The organism is Affinirhizobium capsici, from assembly GCF_977018625.1.
Map to the genome: position 1 here is coordinate 566,980 of NZ_CDRNXD010000002.1, position 19,018 is coordinate 585,997.

The window sequence follows — 19,018 nt, forward strand, 5'->3', positions numbered from 1 at the left end:
GTTGTGGGGGGTGGAAATGAGAATAGGAACTCCGAAGGAAGTCTATGCCGGTGAAAACCGGGTCGCGATGACGCCGGACAGTGCGCTTCAACTTCAAAAGCTTGGACATTCTTGCCTTATAGAAGCAGGTGCTGGTCAATCCGCAGGCTTCGCTGATGAGACCTATCGTGCTGCAGGTGTCACTGTCGTGGAAGATGCGACGGCGCTGTTTGAGCAAGCTGACGTGATTGCCAAGGTACGCGCGCCGGAGCCGGCAGAAGTCGCACGCCTAAGCAAAGGCAAAACCCTCATCTCCTTTTTCTATCCTGGTCAGAACAAAGATCTGCTGGATCAAGCCAGTGCCACCGGCGCGAATGTCATCGCGATGGATATGGTGCCGCGAATCTCACGCGCTCAAAAAATGGACGCGCTCTCTTCCATGGCCAATATCGCTGGCTATCGCGCCGTCATCGAAGCGGGCAATAATTTCGGGCGCTTCTTCACGGGGCAGGTCACCGCAGCGGGCAAAATTCCGCCAGCCAAGGTTCTCGTGATCGGCGCCGGTGTTGCGGGCTTGGCAGCAGTCGGCACCAGCGTTTCGCTCGGAGCCATTACCTACGCTTTCGACGTTCGCCCAGAAGTGGCGGAGCAAATCGAAAGCATGGGGGCTGAATTCGTTTTCCTTGATTTCGCTGGTCAACAGCAGGATGGCGCGGCAACAGGTGGATACGCGGCCCCATCTTCGCCGGAGTTTCGCGAAGCGCAACTGAAGAAGTTTCGCGAGCTTGCACCAGATATCGACATTGTCATCAGTACAGCCCTTATCCCGGGACGCGATGCTCCAAAGCTATGGCTTGAAGACATGGTTTTAGCCATGAAGCCGGGCTCTGTGATTGTCGATCTCGCAGCAGAGCGCGGCGGCAACTGCGATCTGACGGTGGCCGATCAAAAAGTAGTATCATCAAATGGCGTGACGATTATCGGCTACACCGATTTTCCAAGCCGCATGGCCGCACAATCTTCCACGCTTTACTCCACCAACATTCGTCACATGATGACGGACCTGACACCTGCCAAAGATGGTGTTCTGGTTCACAACATGGAAGATGATGTGATCCGTGGTGCGACGGTCGCGTTCGAAGGCGGCATCACCTATCCCCCGCCACCGCCAAAGATACAGGCAATTGCCGCAGCCAAACCGAAGGAAAAGGTGAAAGAGCCAACACCTGAGGAAAAGAAGGCACGGGAGTTGGCCGCCTTCAAAGCGCAGACGCGTAACCAGATTGGATTGCTAGCCGCTGGCGGTGCGCTGATCCTGCTCGCGGGCCTTTACGCACCTGCCAGCTTTATGAGCCATTTCATTGTCTTCGTACTGTCTTGCTATGTAGGCTTTCAAGTTATCTGGAATGTCTCGCATTCCTTGCATACCCCATTGATGGCGATCACCAACGCCATCTCATCCATCATCATCCTCGGTGCGCTGATGCAGATCGGTTCCGGTAGCTATCTCGTGATCCTGCTGGCAGCCCTCTCCGTTTTCATGGCGGGTATCAACATCTTCGGCGGGTTCATGGTCACACGGCGCATGCTGGCCATGTTCCAGAAGTCTTGAAGAGAGGGGAAGATCAATGGAATACGGATTTACAACTGCGGCTTACGTTGTTTCAGCAGTGTTGATTATTCAATCTCTCGGCGGCCTATCAGGACAAGAAAGCGCAAAGCGCGCCGTTTGGTACGGAATTGTGGGTATGGCGCTTGCCGTACTCGCCACACTTTATGGGCCAGGTGCAGGCAACTGGTTCGTCTCTCTGGTGATGATCGCCGCCGGTGGCGCAATTGGTTGGGTCGTTGCACAACGTGTGCAAATGACCGAGATGCCGCAACTTGTTGCAGCCATGCACTCACTCGTCGGCCTTGCAGCCGTCTTCATCGGTTTCAATGCGCATATAGAGTTGGGACGCGTTCTGGCGATGGACGAAGCGACCCGAGCCACCCTTCATGGATTTGCGGCGATTCTTGCTCACAAAACGCCTGTTGAACAGGTTATTCTGAAGGTGGAAGTCTTCCTTGGTGTCTTTATCGGTGCTGTCACCTTTACCGGCTCCGTCGTTGCCTTCGGCAAATTGGCAGGAAAGGTGGATGGCAAGGCGACAAAGTTGCCAGGCGGTCATATCTTAAATGCAAGCGCAGCTATTCTCTCGCTCATTCTGCTGTTCATGTATGTCAACGGTTCTGGCGCGTGGACGCTGGTTCTGATGACACTGCTTGCGTTCTTCATCGGCTATCATCTGATCATGGGAATCGGCGGTGCGGACATGCCGGTGGTCGTTTCCATGCTCAACAGTTATTCTGGTTGGGCGGCTGCGGCCATCGGCTTCTCGCTATCGAATGACCTGCTGATTGTCGTCGGCGCTTTGGTCGGCTCCTCCGGCGCAATCTTGTCTTACATCATGTGCAAGGCCATGAACCGTTCGTTCATTTCCGTCATTCTTGGCGGCTTTGGCGGCACCACAGGGCCTGCCATGGAAATTACTGGCGAGCAGATTGCCATAGATGCCGATGGCGTTGCCAATGCACTTAATGATGCCGATAGCGTCATTATCGTGCCTGGCTACGGCATGGCGGTAGCGCAGGCTCAGGGGGCTGTTTCTGAACTCACGCGCAAGCTGCGGGCCAGCGGCAAGGACGTTCGCTTCGCCATTCACCCGGTGGCCGGACGTCTGCCGGGCCACATGAATGTTCTCTTGGCGGAGGCAAAAGTTCCTTACGACATCGTTCTTGAAATGGACGAAATCAACGATGATTTCCCGAATACGGACGTGGTGATCATCATCGGATCGAACGACATTGTGAATCCGGCAGCGCAGGAAGATCCGAACTCGCCCATTGCTGGCATGCCAGTGCTGGAAGTTTGGAAGGCCAAGCAGGTATTCGTGTCGAAGCGTGGGCAGGGCACAGGCTATTCCGGCATAGAAAACCCGCTTTTCTTCAGGGAAAACACGCGCATGTTCTATGGAGATGCGAAGAAGTCCGTTAACGAGCTACTGCCCTTGATCAAGTGATTGAAACTGCTCCAGCCCGCTTGCCGGGCTGGAGTTTCTGAACAAGCGTGTGCCAACGCTTGAAACGCGCTAAGACACTGATGCAGTGATTCCAAGGAGGCGTTGGCCATGCAACCGGTTTGGTCGGTGGGTCTTATGACTGGCACCGTTCTCGATGGAAACATCGATGTCGCCCTTTTGAAAACAGATGGCGAGCGGATTGCAGAATTTGGACGCTACACGCTGCATCCCTACGATACATCGGTGCGCGAAATGCTGGAGGAAGCCCTCTCACAGGCTCGGCTGTGGAACTTTGAGGGGCCGGAGCCGGCTCTATTTGCGACGGCAGAGGCAGCCCTTACGCGTGCGCAGACAATAGCTGTTCAAGAACTGGTGCAAGACGCGGGATTGTCCATGCGTGACATCGCAATCGTCGGCTTTCACGGACAAACAGTACTCCATCGTGCGCCGAAGGAAGGCAAGATAGGAGCGACGCGCCAGCTTGGAGATGGTGCACTGATGGCGAACCTTCTTGGAACGAAGGTGGCTTATGATTTTCGCAGCCGAGATGTGCAAGCAGGCGGCCAAGGCGCGCCTCTGGCAGCCATCTATCACGCTGCTTTGCTCGGAGACCTAGCTAAAGATGGCTCGTCTGCAGTTCTCAATCTTGGTGGCGTGGGCAATGTAACCTGGACCGATGGCAATGGTGCGCTTGTTGCATTTGATACAGGCCCTGCTAACGCGCCGATCAATGACTGGATCAAGCAGTATGGCCTGGGGGAGATGGACCGCGACGGCGCAATCGCTGCAAGTGGGAAAGTGGACGAGGAGAGGTTGGCGAATCTCTTGCACCATCCCTACTTCACTGCTCCCTATCCAAAATCGCTTGACCGCTTTTCTTTTGGATCAGGCATGGCTGAAGGGTTGGATGTGAAAGATGGCGCAGCCACTTTGACAGCCTTCACCGCAGCTGCTGTCGGGAAGGCCCTTGATCTTCTGCCGCAAAGGCCATCGCAGATCTATGTGAGCGGGGGAGGGCGGCACAATCCCACCCTGATGCAAATGTTGGCAGAGCGCGCGAAAATCCAGGTAAAACCCGCCGAAACCCTTGGTTGGCGTGGCGATGCTGTGGAAGCCGAATGTTTTGCCTTTTTGGCCGTGCGTGTTCTGCGGAATTTGCCAATCAGCTTTCCAACCACGACCGGCGCACCCTATCCAATGACTGGGGGCCAGTTGGCGGGTAGTTAAGCGGCTACAAACCACGCAGAGTGCCGGACGGTGCCTTGCCAAATCTCTCACGATACTCTGCTGCAAAGCGCCCAAGATGCGTGAATCCCCATCGACGGGTTACTTCGCTGACGGATACGCCCGGTTGCGCCCATTCCAATTCACGATGCACGGCCTGCATACGAAGTTCTTTGAGATAGGCCATCGGCGTTAAATCTTTATACTGTTTAAAGCTCTGTTGGAGCGTCCGTGGGCTGACATTTGCAGCAGCCGCAATATCTTCAACCGTCAGAGGTTGGGCAAGGTTACCTCGCATGTAGGCGATGGCACGTTCTACATGCTTCGGCACAGCAGCATGGCCATTCCGATCCATCGCATCGCTATAATTATGCCAAACCTGCTCAAGGAGCAGATAATACAGGCTTTCGGTTAGGCTAGAGTAAGCCCTCGGCGAGCTTTGCAACTGCGTGGTTTCCAAAAGACCTTCACTCAGCAGTTTCACCAGAAGCGACAGTGCCCTCCCAGCGCTGCTATCCATGGGCAGCGTAATCTGGAAATTAATAGGATCGTGAATCGGCCGTTCTAGCGTTTCAGCGAGCCGTTTACGAATATCGGGAAAGACAACTTCTACTACGACATGTTCACGCACCGCGTGAGTAACAATGCCCGATAGGACCCGCGAGGGGGTTATAACAATAGTCTGCGGACCGGCGACAATTTCCTGATCTCGAACCTTAAATAGCGCACCGCCTTCTATCGGTATGACAATGAGAAGGCGATTTCGAACGTCGTTGATGAGACATCTGAGTTCTCCCTCGGTCCGGTACTTGGTAATCGAAAGGGAAGGGACCCGAACGCATTTTATATCAAATGCAAATTCACCGGTTTGTGCTTGTGCCTCAACCTCGTAACCAGTCGTCTGCAGGCATTGGCTCAACCTCAACCGATCAGTGCCACGTTCTGAGAATGTCTGGAAGTCAAGCGCATCGTGGTGATCGTTCAGCACGAGAATTTCCTTTTGCCGTGATTCCCTCCGCAACGACCAAGGTTCGTTACTCGCTTTACCTTAGCCGCGTTATTTGTATGAAGCGCTGATGCAAAGTATAAAATTTTAACAAATAGGTTTATCTTCAGTATAATAACATTCTAAAATACTATCTATAGCAGAGACATCGTGGTTTAGTAAAATATAATAAGAGAGATATACTACGGAATTAACTATGTAGTAACATTAACAAATTGACAACGCCTCAGTTACTCAAGTATCAAAATGACATAAGCACACTGTTGGAGATTTCGTGATGAGTGTCAGTGGAGTGAGTTCAAGCATGCCATCCACCGCTCCGGCGGCGACTACACATGAAGGCGGTGAAACGCCTGCAGGCAACAGCGGATCATCGACCGAAAAGGTTAATCCAGACGGTGAGTTTGCATCCCTGCTCGCCAAGTCCTACTTCGACAATCAGAAGCTTTTTAAGCAGATCTTCGATCCGGTGAAGGATGCTACTGACGAAGGAAGCGAATAAAACCAAGTATTTACGCGCAGTTTTTTGTATAGAGTAGACTGCCATGAGCGAAACAATATTACTAAAAGAAATTTCATCCATAGCGATACAGTCTGGTCCCAACGTGGGCTTGGCCAGCATAAGGGACGAGATGATGACGCGAATGCAGGGTGGGGCAGCGACCCAAGCGCCCGCAACCATGTCAGCAATTGATCCCGCATCGACAAAGATTGTGCCTACTGAGGCGGTGAACCGGAAGGTAGATATGGGCGGCGCGTTTACGCTAACGAGCACCGAAAAACCTTCCAACACTGGTTCGCTGCTGGACCAGCTGCCGTCTTTCCTGATGGGGAGACAAGACCAAAACTCTCAAGGTCTGCTGGTCGATATTCGTGAAGCCGTAGCGGAAAGCCGAAGCGCGGAAAGCAAACATTTTGATAGCGCCATTGAAGATTACCGAAATGCGCAGAAGGAATCGACAAGTTATGCGCTCGTTTCCGCTCTTGTCCAATCGGCAATGTCTTCATTCAAACGTCTGACTCAGGGTCAGTGAGGTAGTGACATGCGTTCTTTTATTTCACGTATTCTGTTTGTCGGGTCGCTGACGTTACTGGCATCCTGCTCCCAGGAAATAATTGGCGGCCTCAGTCAGAAAGACATGATGGACGCTCAGATGCTGCTCGATAGAGCTGGTATTTCGGTAGCCTTCAAGAAGGCCGAAGATGGTCGCTTCGCGATAGTCGGAGATTCGTCGGAGCAGAGCAGGGCGCTTGCGCTTCTGTCCGAAAATGGACTTCCACGTAACCAGCACCCCTCCATTGCCGAGGTTTTTCCTGGCACCGGCTTTGTTGTCACACCCTTTGAACAAAAGGCTCGATTGAGTTACGCGCTTGAGCAGCAACTCTCCCAGACCCTTTCTGATTTGGATGGTGTGGCAGAGGCCCGCGTGCATGTGGTGCTGCCTGAAGATAACGGTCGCGGCCTCGTCCGAGAGCAATCCCGTGCGTCTATCTTGATCAAATACCGTGACGATGCCGATGTCGCTGCTATTGAAAACAAGAGCCGTGCCTTGGTGGTCAATAGTATACGCGGGCTTTCCTTCGAAGATGTGTCAGTGGTGTCCTCGCCACTCATTGGCTCGCCCGCTGAACCGCCAGCACAAGAAACCTCGTCTGCCGCTCCGAATACGGCATCCGGCAATGCCTGGTTATCACTTCCGCAATTGAATTTCCCCTCGTTGTTAATTGCAGTTGCGGCCCTCATGGCAGCAGGAGCCGCCTTGATCCTCGTTCTTCCGCAACGGAAAGAGAGCTGACATGGGAACTGGCTCCGCTGCTCGCCGAGACATACCGGAAGTCGTTCAGGTAGGCCGAACGATGGTCTCCATCGTGCGTGCTGCGGAACTCGGCAATCACCCGGAATATGCCGGACTTGATCCGGTTTTACTCAGGGACATGCGACGATGCGCTCGCCTCGTCGGAAAGCTTTACCGGGAACTGGTGGAGGCATTTGGCGAGCCTTCCAAGTCCAGCTCGACCGTTCAGGCCTTTTTGACGCTGGATGCCCCGAGTTTGAGAGCGGCGGCCATCTGTGTAGGCCTTGCTTTTCACCTGCCATCCTTCGGAGAGGTGTTGGACCGTCGACAGTTGGAAGCCATCGTGAACGCCTTTGGTCAACCGGCCGTATTCCGCGCATTGAGCTATACCGCTCTCGTTCCTGGGCGACGTGTTGCGCTTGGCACATTGGAAGATTGCCTTGCCATGGTCGAGCCCGACGGATGGGTTCTGCTTCGCCAGTGGGCAGAGCATGCCGGAGTAGATCCACGCTGGCGCATTCTACAGGAATTCACGGCCACAGCGAACCTTCGCAGAGATGTCACCGTAGTGGCTGCGCCACTGGTTAGCAGAGCGCTCGCCGATGTCGCCCAAGAGGATAGCAAACGATGACCTTGTCCCGTGTGATACCCTCCGAAGAAATGGATGTGCTACAAGACGCATCGGATATTTTGCAGAATATTTATCGCCGCGCAGCGGACTTGGAAGACATCATCCAGGATAGCATGCGCGACGCACAAGAGCGGGGTTATGAAGCAGGTCGCGCCGAAGCTTTGCGTGAAATGGAAGAAAAGCTCGCCGAGCAGATACAGCGCGTCGAAACCAAGCTTCTGGATCTGGATGAGCGCATCGTAAAGATCGTAGTTCGCTCCGTCGCCCTCATTCTTGGCGATGTGCCAGCCGATGAACGTGTCCGCCGCATCGTGCGGACTGCGTTGACGCAAGCTGCAGCCGCCACCTCGGTTACAGTTCGGGTTGCACCAGAAGAGATGGAATTTGTTTCGTCATCGCTCCGTCAGTCGGAAATTCGCATCAGGATCGCGCCTGATAGCCACATCGCGCCGGGCGAGCTAGTTCTGGAGGCTGACGGTCAAAGGCAACAAATCGGCCTGGCAGATCAACTGGCTAATCTCATAGAGGCGATACGCCGTGGCTGACCTCCTCACCAAACTCGAGAATATTCTTGATAATACGGAGACCCGCCGGTTCGCTGGCCGTATCCGCAGTATTTCGGGCTTGGTGGTTCGGGCAGAAATGCCTCTAGTCAGGATTGGTGAACTCTGCGAATTGCGCGAGCCGGGGCGGGGGGTTATCGGTCTGGCAGAGGTTGTCGGCATCGAAAATGATACCGCTGTCTTGTCATTGCACGGAGAAACCCTGGGTCTTTCCTTACGCACGGAAGTCATTCCATCGGGCAAGCCGCCTGGGCTGATGGTGGGAGACTTCCTCATCGGCGCAATCATCGATGCACATGGCAATGTTATCAGAAAGCCGTTCGTTCCCGTCGGTTCGCAGGAGGTCCGGTTCCAGCCGCTCCATTGCCAGCCAGTTGATCCTCTGTCGCGCCGGCCCATTCAGCAGCCATTTGAAACGGGGGTAACGGCACTCGATACGATGCTGACATGCGGTGAGGGGCAGCGTATTGGCATATTCGGGCCGCCCGGTGCAGGCAAATCCACCCTGATTTCCCGCATCCTCGAGACCGGCTCATTCGACGTTGCCGTTTGCGCTCTCATTGGTGAGCGTGGCCGCGAAGTTGCAGAATTCGTTGAGCATAACATGCCGGCCAACCAACAGTCGCGCATGGTGTTGGTATCATCAACCTCTGACCGCCCATCGCTTGAGCGCTATAAGGCCGTACTTACGGCAACCTCGATTGCCGAATATTTTCGCGATCAAGGAAAGAAGGTTTTGCTCGTTATCGACAGCATGACGCGCGTTGCCCGCGCACTGCGCGAAATAGGTCTCGCTGCTGGTGAGCCACCGGTTCGTCGCGGCTTCCCACCATCCGTCTTTGCGGCACTTCCGCAAATTTTTGAAAGAACAGGCAACGCCGCCCAAGGTTCCATCACATCCTTTTATTCGGTTCTTTCAGAAGGTAACGACAACGACGATCCTATTGCTGAAGAAACCCGCTCGCTTCTTGATGGCCACATCATTCTGTCCGATCGCATCGCCCGGAGCGGCCGTTATCCTGCGATAGATGTATTGCAGAGCAAGAGCCGAACCATGAATGCTGTGGTGACGGACGACCATATCCATGCGGCAAACCGCATTCGCTCATTGATGTCTACATATGCAGATGTCGAATTGCTCATAAGGGTGGGGGAGTACAAGCCCGGTAACGATCCCGAAGTGGATGAAGCCGTTGCCAAGCGCGATGCCATCAATTCCCTACTATACGACGGACGCGGCGGCACACGAAGCTATGAGGAAACAGTTCAGGCGCTCATGGAGCTTGCGTGATGGACTCCAAATTTGCAGAGTCACTTTTATCCTCCGATCGCCCACCGCAGCCGCTGGACCGGCCATTAGCGCCAAGGCAGCCGGATGTGATTAACCTTCCAGAGGGCCATATGCGGGTTCGGCCTTTGCGAGCCGGCCAACGAACGCCGCATACCTCGCCTGCAATCATTATTCGTCTCCAAGCGGGAGATGAGACTGCGCGGCTTCTTATTGAACAAAGGGTACTTCATCTGCTTTGCCAGCAAAAGCAGCCTGGGATTGATCTTGATAGCCTTTCAGACAAGGCACGCATTAACGTTCTGGAATATTTGTTTGACGACCTACTGAATATGCTTGAGCATCTCACAGCTCAAACGATTTCCATCATCGCGCTAGAACGCTTTGGATCGAGCATCTTCACGGAAAATTTCGCATTTGAGATTGAATATGCGGGCACGAATTTCGGAGTAGGTGGCGAGTTCGGTCGACAGCAGGTGTACAGGCTCTGGTCTTGGGCAACGGACTTGCCGCGCGAACCGCTTCCCGAACTTCCAATGGATATTGCATTGCGTTGCGGGACGGCATCACTCACCGCAGCACAAATTCTAAATTTACGCGTAGGCGATGGCATTGTCATCGCCGCAGCAAGCGATGACGAGTGGTATGCCGTAACAGGCGAGCGCTATGTCGCAACGTTGAGACGCAACGAGCATCAACTTATTCTGGAAGCGCCTCTGCTGACAGAACCCACAGGACCCATGAGGCAACTGATGGATGATTTTAACGAAGACGCACGGGAGGACGGCCCGGCTCATCAGGGTTCCGTGGAAGACATTCCCATCAAGGTTGTTTTTAATGCAGGGCGGGTGACAATGCCTCTTTCCCAGTTGGAGGCGGTGGAAGTAGGCCATGTTTTTCAACTTGAACAGCGGCCACGCACAGCAGTCGAAATTGTTGCTCAAGGCACAGTCATCGGTCGCGGGGAAATTATTTCCGTTGAAGGCCTGACTGCCGTTCGAATTACAGCGCTGAATGCACGCACATGAACGATCCAGTCCTTCTGCAAAGTCTAGCGGCGCTTTTCGTCGTCTCTATGGTGCCTCTGATGGCGGTAATCGCCAGCTCATTCACCAAGATTTCCGTTGTTTTGCTTATCGTTCGCAACGCCATAGGCATTCAACAAACACCGCCGAACCTGCTCATTTTCGTCATTGCAATCGTACTGACCGTGTTCATCATGAATCCGGTTGTGCAGGCTACTTGGCAGCAATATCTGATCCATAGTTCCGAGTTTTCCAGCATCGCGACCATGCCGACCGGCATTTCCAACGTGGCGGGCCCGATGAAAGAATTCATGATGAAATATTCCGAGCCCGAGATTCGGCAATTTTTCGTCGACGCAGCCAAACGCATCTGGGCGAACAGTAATTTAATTGCCTTTGCCGAGGACGATCTCACTATTCTTTCACCCGCATTCCTCGTTTCGGAACTCACGCGCGCCTTTGAAATTGGCTTTTTGATCTATCTGCCGTTCTTGATGATCGACTTTGCAATTTCCGCAATTCTGGTTGCGCTCGGAATGTCGATGATGTCTCCAACAGTCGTTTCTACCCCAGTCAAGCTACTCCTATTTGTGGCGATTGATGGCTGGCGGCGTTTGCTGGAAGGATTGATCCTGACCTATGCGAACTAGCGCAAAAATGACAGGTCCTAGACGCACCGGCCTTGGCAGAAGTAGTTTGCTCCACAGAGGTATTTCACCATGACGCCGGATCAGATGTTGGCAGAGATCAACGGTTCGGCTATGGCCACCTTCGCACTTGTAGGGCCTTTGCTGATTGGCGCAGCCGTAATCGGCTTGCTGATTGCCATCTTCCAGGCTGCGACACAGATTCAAGAACAAACGATTTCGCAAATCCTGAAAATCATCCTGTTATCTGCGGGGCTGATTGGCTTCGGCAATGTGCTCGTCTCTCCATTAGTCGAATATTCAGAGCATATCATGAACGACTTCCCAGAAATGGTTCGTTAGCAATGGCAGCAACGATCATTTCAGCCGGTGTTGAGCCCAGCACGTTGATGGCAACGGCGCTTATGCTTGGCGGAAGCCGGTCGCTTGGAGTGATCCTCATGTTTCCGGTGTTCACGCTTTTCAACATCACCGGGATTTTGCGTATAGGCTTGGCCATAGGTATCTCCGTACCGGTAGTTGCGGCAACTTATGCCGAGTTGCGCGGCATCTCCCTGAGTTATGCCACCATTTCTGTGCTTGCATTAAAGGAATTCGCCTTCGGCGTGCTGCTTGGTGCAGGTTTGGGCCTTCCATTCTGGGCAGCTCAGGCTGCGGGAGATTTGACAGATCTCTACCGCGGTGCGAGCCAACCCAACATATTCGATCAAGTGAATGCACTCGAGACAACCACGATGGGGCAGTTGTTGCTATCCATCGCATTGATGCTGTTTATCAGCGCCGGCGGCTTGCTGGATTTGTTCTCGATCTTCTACACGTCATATACCTTCTGGCCGGTGCTGACTGCCTGGCCGGAAATTCGGTATGAGCCGTTGGCTGCAATTGTGCAAATATTTGTGCTTTTGTTCAAAGCTGGCGCGGTCTTGGCATCACCGTTCATGATGGTTGCGTTCGCGGTAGAACTATCATTCAGTTACATGGGACGTGCTGCAAGGCAGTTGCCGTTGAATGACACGCTTCCCGTCTTTAAGAATCTGGCAGTCTTCAGCATTCTACTGATCTACATTTCCTTCATAGGCAGTTACGTTCACGAAACCTGGACCAAAGGCTTCGAGCAAGTCGGCCAAATGATGGAGGTTTCTTATGAGCGGCGATGATGACACCGAAGAAAAATCGCTGCCCCCAAGTGATATCAAGCTGGCGCGCTTACGCAGGGAAGGGCAGGTACCCCATTCTGCAGATTTGCCTGTGGCCGTTTCGGTGCTGATCCTTACTGGTATTTTGGTCGGGGGATATACTTGGGTGTTTCAATCCGTTGCCGCTTTCTTCGAACCTGCATTGACCCTGCTGCCGGTGCATCATGAGCAGATGCCGGGCGCTTATCTTTCAAGCGTGATTTACGCCGCTGGACAGCAACTGATCGTCTTCCTGGCGCCGCTTCTCATTATCGGCGTTGCGGCAGTTTTGCTCTCGGGCATCCTAGATGCGCAAGGACTTATCATCTCCATGAAAAACCTGCGGTTCGATGCTACCCGATTCAATCCTGTCCAAGGATTCAAAAGGATCCTCTCGCTTAGTAGCCTTGCAGAATTGCTGAAAAGCCTTGTCAAATGCATCGTCCTGTTCCTGGTGGGTGCAGCGGTTCTTCTCTATTTTCTAAATTCACTGTTTTGGGCACCGCTCTGCGGAACCGAGCAGTGTGCGCTTATCGTCGGCTCTTATATGACTTACTCTCTTGCGGTCATCATCGCGCTCATTCTGATTGTAACAGCGGCGGTGGATATAAAGATTTCGCGAGCCTTGTTCCGCCATGAGAATCGCATGACGAAGACGGAAGCAAAACGCGAACAGAAAGAAATGTACGGAGATCCCGAAGTTCGCTCAGCGCGGCGTCAGATCGGAGCCGAAATTCGTAACTGATAGCTGTTAGGACGGCTCGCTTGCGAGCAAGAACAGCGGCCTGTTTAGCAGATCGAGCTTAAAACCCTGAATTCTCTGAAGCGGGTTGCTTAATCGAGTTCGCCTGTCTTAAGCTCATCAATGATCGTCTCCGTTTTGATAACGAGACGGTGCGCCTTAGCAAATACCGATCGGGCCGCCTCGGCCTCGCTCGTTGTCCTGTCAACCTCGACCTTGGCCTGAGATACCACGACTGTGCAGTCTTCCAGCCTTGCCTTCGCGATGATTTCACCAGAACGAAGCGCCTGGAGATCTGCTCCGTTAACTTGTCGATTTGCAAACTGCCTTCGTTTGGCGCTCGCAATACGAACATTCTCCTGCGAGGCCACAGCTAATGCATTTGCATGGTCAAGTGTCGCGAGGCTTGCATGGCGGCGGGCATCTGCCTCCACCATTTCACGTTCGGCCTTCTCTGCTCGTATAGACCTGATCTTTAGTAGGATCTTATAGTCTTTATCGAAACACTCCATGGCAACCTCGCCTCTTGCAATGGGTTTATGAAAGATGCGCTTAAGGTTGAAGCAGATCAGCGCTTCTGCAGATCGAGATCTTGCACGTTCCCCCCGCGTATCACTTTGACCGTCGTGTTTTGAGGACGCGAAAGTATGGCAGCCACGGTATCATTGAAGGCGGCCGGACCGCGGACTGAGAGAACACCCGCCTTGGCGTCGAACCGAAGGGCATCATCTGGCAATATAGGATAAAGCGATTTTACGACGGCCTGAGCGCTTGGCCAATCGTAGTTGCCAAGCGGGAGGATCATCGTTTTCGTGTCAGAGCGAGAAGCCAGGATGACTCGCGATCCGTCATAGGCAAGGAACAGATTGGCATCCCGCGCCAACTGCTGAAAGACAGCCAAGCCGTCTCCGTCAGCGATCCAGTTCTCGATTTTTCCAGGAATATCACCAAGTTTCTGTGCCGGTGTGCCAGATAAGTCCGCTAGAACATCAATAACCTGGCTTAATGGCTGGCTTTTGACTTCATAGCGGATTTGTCGGGAATGGGCGCCGACGACTGAACTCAGGCATATCGCTAACGTAATGCCCGCGATAAAAAATTGACGTGATAACAATGCTCGATCCTCGGCCCTGTTCGTCCAGGAATAATGCAATTTGAACAATGGCACAAATAAATTAAACTGTCTTTTTATTGTTATACTAAGGTTAAAGGGGAGCAGGCCGAAGTTCGTTCAAGAATAATTGAAGGAGTGCTAATTTTCTTAAATCGAAATTACTGCATATGTCTCTCGTGGGTCGGCCATCAAAAGCATATACAGATGAGCGCGCCTAACCGCCAGGACTGGATGGGCACCAAAGAGACCACACCCAAGCCCACGGCATTTGACTCCCATACCAATCGTCTCAGTTGAAGTCGATGGTTCGGAAAATCAAACACAATTGGGAAATCGCCGATGAACATCGGACAATAAGGATATTCGGATTTACTTCAATAACGGGCAATTGTCCGCTAGGTGAATCTTTTATCCGTAAAGCGAAGCAAGAATTTATTTACTGTCACCTTTTTTTTGAACAGTATTGGGGCGTGGTTCAAACGAACTACTTCAACTAAGGAGTTTCAAATGGCTAGCAGTGGTGGAAGCCCATCGGCAGGTTCTGGTGGCAGTGGCAGCGTTGACGGTGCAATCGCAGAATACAAGAAGGCTCAGGAAGAGTCGTCGGCACAGAGCATGCGTGTCGCAACGGAAGTGACGCGGATCAACGGTGTCTTCAACGCAATCAAGAAAATTAGCCCAGCCTGATCGATTTATACTGATATTTTATTTGTTTTACTTTCTGAGCTTGCCGAGGGCGAGTCGTTGCGTCCTCGGAAGCTCAAAATTTCGGCGGATTGTTTCATGAATTTAACACAGCAGTTCGCGGCAGTTTCCGAGAAGGTTCGGTCTGCACCCTTAAGCAACTTGAAAAATCAGCTTCCGCTTAGGGCGGCAGCAGAAACCCAGCCTTTCTTGTCCATTCAACGGCAACAGAGAACTGGCAAAGTTGAACTTTCCATTGGCACCCAGGCAGTCGGCGGCGATCCCGCTTGCGACATCGTTATTTTGGGACTTGAGCCGAAGACCTACTTTAATCTTTCGCTGGAAAGCGAACTTAGCGGGCCATCCGTGGTCATCCACGTCCTCACAGACGGCATGGCACTGAATGGTCAGGCGCTGGCGAAAGATGCTGTTTTGCGGCTGAAGCCTTCCGACGAGCTTCACCTGGACGGTGCGATTTGTCGAGTAGGTGGCTTCAAGGTCCCTGTAAAGCGCGGCAGCAAGCGAAAAAAAATCGCGGCACTTCTGCTCGCAGGTTCTGCAGCCTTGTTAGCTGGTTTTGTGATGGAAGGGACGAGCACCGCAACGGTGGCAGCACCTTCTTCCCAACAGCGGACTTTGCGCACCCCGACCAACGTTCTCATCAAAGAACTCCGCGATGCCCTGCGCATGTCGGCACTGAGACTTGACGTGCGACTTGATCAAGAGGGGGGGCAACTTCTTGTCGGCGATGAAAAGGAAACGTTGACTATTGGCGAGAAGCAAAAACTAGTCAGCATTCTGACTGCCTTCGAGAAGCGCAGCGAGCTGCCCCTGACAGACATGACCCGACTGACATCGGGTCTAGATGGTTTCATAGCGTCAATTGCCATCGAGCCGGTGAAGTTCGTCGTTGGAAGTGACGGGCGGCGCTACCGCGAAGGCGACATACTCTCAGAGAAATGGCGCGTCGAAACCATTCAGCCGGGAGGAATTGTCGTTAGCCGAGATGGCAAGGAAGACACGATTGCCACTGCACCGGTTTCAACCCCAGTCGTTCTGCATCTTGCAACACGTGACCAGGCGATCCGCTGATGAACACCAGTCTCACAAACCTGACACAGATGCTTCTGAAACGTACGGAAATACTCTTTTCCGTGTTCTTCGTCGTGATCGTCGCAATGATGATCCTGCCTTTGCCGCCAATCTTGCTTGATGCGCTCATCGGCTTCAATCTGGCGTTTTCATTTATAGTTCTCATCACAACGATTTACCTGCGCACAGCCCTGGATATATCAACATTTCCGGCCATTATTCTAATCGGAACCATTTTCCGGTTGGCTCTCACGATCTCCACCACGCGCCTCATTCTAGCAGAGGCACATGCGGGCGAAATCATCATTGCGTTCGGCAAGTTTGTAGTTGCGGGCAATGTCGTGGTGGGTCTTGTCGTTTTCCTTATAGTTGCACTTGTGCAGTTCATCGTTGTTACGAAAGGGGCTGAACGTATCGCAGAAGTCGGTGCGCGCTTCACCCTCGATGCCATGCCGGGCAAACAGCTGGCAATCGATAGCGATTTGCGCAACGGTCACATTACACCACAAAAGGCCTTGCAGCGGCGTGAGCAGCTGGAGTTGGAGAGTCAGTTCTTTGGCGCAATGGACGGATCGCTCCGGTTCGTGAAGGGAGATGCAATCGCCTCGTTGGTCGTCGTTGCGGTAAACCTCATTGGTGGTCTGGCTATCGGCGTGTTCCAGCGCGGCATGTCTTTCTCGGAAGCGGTGCATCTTTATTCGCTTCTGTCCATCGGTGATGGTCTTGTTGCACAGATCCCATCAATGCTGATGGCGATTGCGGCGGGTACGGTCGTGACACGTGTCTCTTCAGATGACTCAGGGAGTCTTGGCCGCGATATCGGACGCCAACTTTCAAGAGATGCCCGTGCGCTTGGCGTGGCTGGTGCAATGACCTTCGCTATGGGTTTTGTGCCTGGTTTTCCTGGGGGTGTGCTGTGGCCACTCGGTCTTCTTTTGGCAGGTGGCGCTTATTTGCTCGTGCGTCCCAGCAAGACGAAGAAGCGGATGGAGCCACGCAATGCAGTGCCAACAGAAATCAAGCCTTTGAGCCGCACCAAATTTGGCGACCCGATCGTCGCGACAGTATCCGAAGCTACTTTGGACAGGTTGGATGAGGCTAACTTCGCGGCTCAAATCGAAACGCGCATCGGTGCACTCGCTCATTCTCTCGGCGTTGCTGTAACACTTCCAACCTTCAATCCAGATGCTCGTATCGCGGATGATATCATTCATATCCAGGTGGAAAATGTTCCTGCCGGTGTCATTGAGGCTTCACCCGATATGGATCCCGAAGAGGTTGCGGTTGCTGTATGCCGTGTTGTTCGCCGCCACGTAGGTCCAACCTTTAGTGTGGAAGATGTGGCTCAATGGCTCACCAGCCTCGAGGCACGCCTGGGCCGTCTTGCGACACAAGTACAGGAAAATGTGCCTCAGATGACCTTGGTCAAGGTGATGCGCACTCTCCTGAGCTCGGGCGTGACCCTATCACAACCGCGCGGTGTTCTCGAAGCGCTTTTGGCCAACGCTCATCTCTATGATGATACGGAAACACTGGCCGAGATTTGCCGCAAGGCACTTGGCGAGCAGGTTGCCTACGGAATGCTGGACGCTCGTGGTGTGCTGAGCCTCATCAATTTCGGCGCATCCTGGGAGGAAGCAATCGAAGCTTATCGATACGGCGATACAGCCGAGGCACGTGCCATTGCAGGTTTGACGTTGGAATCGCTCTCAAAGCTATTGAGTGAGCAGATCGACTATCTTGTCCGCAATAACATCGATCCTGTTGGCCTCGTCGAAAGTTCGATGCGGGTGGCCACCCAGAACTACCTCACCCGGCAAAATATCAACATTCCGCTGATTTCATCCGAGGATATTCCGGCAGACCTTTCCTGCGAGATTCTCTCCTCTTTGGATGTGACTGAGGAAGACGAACGAGAGGAGGGCGTTCCGACAAGCACTGCAGCATGAAGCCAGCACCAAATCGGATCAAAGCATATGCGTTCTTGGTCGGGGCCTTCATGAGGAAGAGCACCGCATCCCAACAAAGCCCGCACATGCACCTGAAACGTCAGTCTTTCACTTAGTTATGAATAGGGGAATTTTATGAGTACATTGGGTATATCGACCGCATCGAGCAGCAGTTTCTCGATGAACCTTGATCTTGGCGCTAGTAACGCCTCTACTTCCAGCTACGCAATGGATCAGGGTGGCCGCAAGGGTTCGCCTTTTGGCAGCAGCTTCAGTTCTGGCGCACTCGACTCTCGCTATCTGAAGTCCAGCACTGCTGGCGCTGGCGGTATGTCAGGCAAGAACGATATGTTCGGCACATTGCAACAGCAGGTCGCATCGCTAAGCCAGATGGTCGCGGGAATTCAGCAGCAGCAAGGTTACGGCGGCGGAGCATCCAGCTCGTCTTCAGCAGCAGGACAGGCAGGTTCTGGCACTGAGGCTTCAAGCACTTCTTCCACTGCCGGTGCCTCGCAAACCGGTGCAGCAAAGGGCGAGCATTCCGCCAGCGGCCAGAGATGTGGTGCGGATCAGGGCGCTACTTCTGCCGGTCAGGGGGGACAGGGCTCGTCTTCGGCATCGAGCGCTGCATCCGCAGGCCGGGGTGATGCCTCTGCCGCTGCAGGTGCAGCTTCTGCCGGTCAGGGCGGTCAGGGCTCGTCTTCGGCATCGAGCGCTGCATCCGCAGGCCAGGGCGATGCTTCTGCCGCTGCAGGTGCCGCTTCTGCCGGTCAGGGCGGTCAGGGCTCGTCTTCGGCATCGAGCGCTGCATCCGCAGGCCGTGGTGATGCTTCTGCCGCTGCAGGTGCCGCTTCTGCCGGTCAGGGCGGTCAGGGCTCGTCTTCGGCTTCAAGTGCTGCATCCGCAGGCCAGGGCGATGCTTCTGCTGCTGCAGGCGCTGCTTCTGCCGGTCAGGGCGGACAGGGCTCGTCTTCGGCTTCAAGCGCTGCATCCGCAGGCCGTGGTGATGCTTCTGCCGCTGCAGGCGCCGCTTCTGCCGGT

General features: G+C 53.6%; 21 protein-coding genes. 18 read left to right on the forward strand and 3 right to left on the reverse strand.

From position 1 onward, the window contains the following. The first annotated feature begins 16 nt into the window (after window positions 1-16). The 3 genes from AC0JZ1_RS02530 to AC0JZ1_RS02540 all read left to right on the forward strand — a co-directional run bounded on the left by AC0JZ1_RS02530 (window position 17) and on the right by AC0JZ1_RS02540 (window position 4,268). Complete coding sequence (locus AC0JZ1_RS02530; protein WP_471880866.1) at window positions 17-1,591, forward strand: Re/Si-specific NAD(P)(+) transhydrogenase subunit alpha; 1,575 nt, start codon at window positions 17-19, stop codon at window positions 1,589-1,591. A 16-nt stretch (window positions 1,592-1,607) separates the two neighbouring features. Continuing rightward, the gene (locus AC0JZ1_RS02535) at window positions 1,608-3,041 is read left to right on the forward strand and encodes an NAD(P)(+) transhydrogenase (Re/Si-specific) subunit beta (protein ID WP_471880867.1); all 1,434 of its coding nucleotides are present in this window, start codon (window positions 1,608-1,610) and stop codon (window positions 3,039-3,041) included. Between the two features lie 108 nt (window positions 3,042-3,149). Next, the gene (locus AC0JZ1_RS02540; protein WP_471880868.1) at window positions 3,150-4,268 is read left to right on the forward strand and encodes an anhydro-N-acetylmuramic acid kinase; all 1,119 of its coding nucleotides are present in this window, start codon (window positions 3,150-3,152) and stop codon (window positions 4,266-4,268) included. Window positions 4,269-4,272: 4 nt separating this feature from the next. Here the strand turns inward: AC0JZ1_RS02540 and AC0JZ1_RS02545 are convergent, their stop codons facing one another. Next, a complete protein-coding gene (locus tag AC0JZ1_RS02545; RefSeq protein WP_471880869.1) occupies window positions 4,273-5,253 on the reverse strand; it encodes an AraC family transcriptional regulator in 981 nt (326 codons plus the stop codon). Between the two features lie 292 nt (window positions 5,254-5,545). Here AC0JZ1_RS02545 and AC0JZ1_RS02550 point away from each other — a divergent pair, with 292 nt between their 5' ends. The 11 genes from AC0JZ1_RS02550 to AC0JZ1_RS02600 all read left to right on the forward strand — a co-directional run bounded on the left by AC0JZ1_RS02550 (window position 5,546) and on the right by AC0JZ1_RS02600 (window position 13,141). Then, entirely contained in the window at window positions 5,546-5,773 is a 228-nt protein-coding gene (locus AC0JZ1_RS02550; protein WP_471880870.1) for a hypothetical protein, read from the forward strand. Window positions 5,774-5,816: 43 nt separating this feature from the next. Then, window positions 5,817-6,305 (forward strand): hypothetical protein, encoded by a 489-nt coding sequence (locus AC0JZ1_RS02555; RefSeq protein ID WP_471880871.1) that lies wholly within the window; start codon window positions 5,817-5,819, stop codon window positions 6,303-6,305. 9 nt (window positions 6,306-6,314) lie between these two features. After that, complete coding sequence (gene sctJ / locus AC0JZ1_RS02560) at window positions 6,315-7,067, forward strand: type III secretion system inner membrane ring lipoprotein SctJ (RefSeq protein ID WP_471880872.1); 753 nt, start codon at window positions 6,315-6,317, stop codon at window positions 7,065-7,067. 1 nt (window position 7,068) lies between these two features. Next, entirely contained in the window at window positions 7,069-7,698 is a 630-nt protein-coding gene (locus tag AC0JZ1_RS02565) for a hypothetical protein (RefSeq protein ID WP_471880873.1), read from the forward strand. Further along, window positions 7,695-8,243: a type III secretion system stator protein SctL gene (gene sctL, locus AC0JZ1_RS02570; protein WP_471880874.1), complete on the forward strand. Its 549-nt coding sequence runs from the start codon at window positions 7,695-7,697 to the stop codon at window positions 8,241-8,243. Before AC0JZ1_RS02565 ends, sctL begins: the two co-directional genes overlap by 4 nt. Further along, window positions 8,236-9,552 (forward strand): FliI/YscN family ATPase, encoded by a 1,317-nt coding sequence (locus AC0JZ1_RS02575; protein WP_471880875.1) that lies wholly within the window; start codon window positions 8,236-8,238, stop codon window positions 9,550-9,552. Before sctL ends, AC0JZ1_RS02575 begins: the two co-directional genes overlap by 8 nt. Beyond that, window positions 9,552-10,577 (forward strand): FliM/FliN family flagellar motor switch protein, encoded by a 1,026-nt coding sequence (locus AC0JZ1_RS02580; protein ID WP_471880876.1) that lies wholly within the window; start codon window positions 9,552-9,554, stop codon window positions 10,575-10,577. The genes AC0JZ1_RS02575 and AC0JZ1_RS02580 overlap by 1 nt, the downstream gene beginning before the upstream one ends. Beyond that, window positions 10,574-11,224 carry a type III secretion system export apparatus subunit SctR gene (sctR, locus tag AC0JZ1_RS02585; RefSeq protein WP_471880877.1) on the forward strand — a complete coding sequence of 217 codons (651 nt, stop codon included), beginning with the start codon at window positions 10,574-10,576 and terminating at the stop codon, window positions 11,222-11,224. The genes AC0JZ1_RS02580 and sctR overlap by 4 nt, the downstream gene beginning before the upstream one ends. Window positions 11,225-11,293: 69 nt before the next feature. Continuing rightward, a complete protein-coding gene (locus AC0JZ1_RS02590) occupies window positions 11,294-11,563 on the forward strand; it encodes a flagellar biosynthetic protein FliQ (protein ID WP_471880878.1) in 270 nt (89 codons plus the stop codon). A 2-nt stretch (window positions 11,564-11,565) separates the two neighbouring features. After that, window positions 11,566-12,378: an EscT/YscT/HrcT family type III secretion system export apparatus protein gene (locus AC0JZ1_RS02595; protein WP_471880879.1), complete on the forward strand. Its 813-nt coding sequence runs from the start codon at window positions 11,566-11,568 to the stop codon at window positions 12,376-12,378. After that, window positions 12,365-13,141 carry an EscU/YscU/HrcU family type III secretion system export apparatus switch protein gene (locus tag AC0JZ1_RS02600; RefSeq protein WP_471880880.1) on the forward strand — a complete coding sequence of 259 codons (777 nt, stop codon included), beginning with the start codon at window positions 12,365-12,367 and terminating at the stop codon, window positions 13,139-13,141. Before AC0JZ1_RS02595 ends, AC0JZ1_RS02600 begins: the two co-directional genes overlap by 14 nt. An 89-nt stretch (window positions 13,142-13,230) precedes the next feature. Here the strand turns inward: AC0JZ1_RS02600 and AC0JZ1_RS02605 are convergent, their stop codons facing one another. After that, the gene (locus AC0JZ1_RS02605; protein ID WP_471880881.1) at window positions 13,231-13,650 is read right to left on the reverse strand and encodes a hypothetical protein; all 420 of its coding nucleotides are present in this window, start codon (window positions 13,648-13,650) and stop codon (window positions 13,231-13,233) included. A gap of 56 nt (window positions 13,651-13,706) precedes the next feature. Beyond that, window positions 13,707-14,252 carry a hypothetical protein gene (locus tag AC0JZ1_RS02610; protein ID WP_471880882.1) on the reverse strand — a complete coding sequence of 182 codons (546 nt, stop codon included), beginning with the start codon at window positions 14,250-14,252 and terminating at the stop codon, window positions 13,707-13,709. Window positions 14,253-14,759: 507 nt separating this feature from the next. Between AC0JZ1_RS02610 and AC0JZ1_RS02615 the strand changes: the two genes are divergently transcribed. The 4 genes from AC0JZ1_RS02615 to AC0JZ1_RS02630 form a co-directional block, all read left to right on the forward strand. After that, a complete protein-coding gene (locus AC0JZ1_RS02615) occupies window positions 14,760-14,939 on the forward strand; it encodes a hypothetical protein (protein ID WP_471880883.1) in 180 nt (59 codons plus the stop codon). Between the two features lie 96 nt (window positions 14,940-15,035). Then, window positions 15,036-16,028 carry a SctD/MshK family protein gene (locus AC0JZ1_RS02620; protein WP_471880884.1) on the forward strand — a complete coding sequence of 331 codons (993 nt, stop codon included), beginning with the start codon at window positions 15,036-15,038 and terminating at the stop codon, window positions 16,026-16,028. Next, window positions 16,028-17,977 carry an FHIPEP family type III secretion protein gene (locus AC0JZ1_RS02625; protein ID WP_471880885.1) on the forward strand — a complete coding sequence of 650 codons (1,950 nt, stop codon included), beginning with the start codon at window positions 16,028-16,030 and terminating at the stop codon, window positions 17,975-17,977. The genes AC0JZ1_RS02620 and AC0JZ1_RS02625 overlap by 1 nt, the downstream gene beginning before the upstream one ends. Before the next feature lie 135 nt (window positions 17,978-18,112). Continuing rightward, window positions 18,113-19,018 (forward strand): hypothetical protein (locus AC0JZ1_RS02630; RefSeq protein WP_471880886.1); only part of this gene is annotated, 906 nt, incomplete at its 3' end.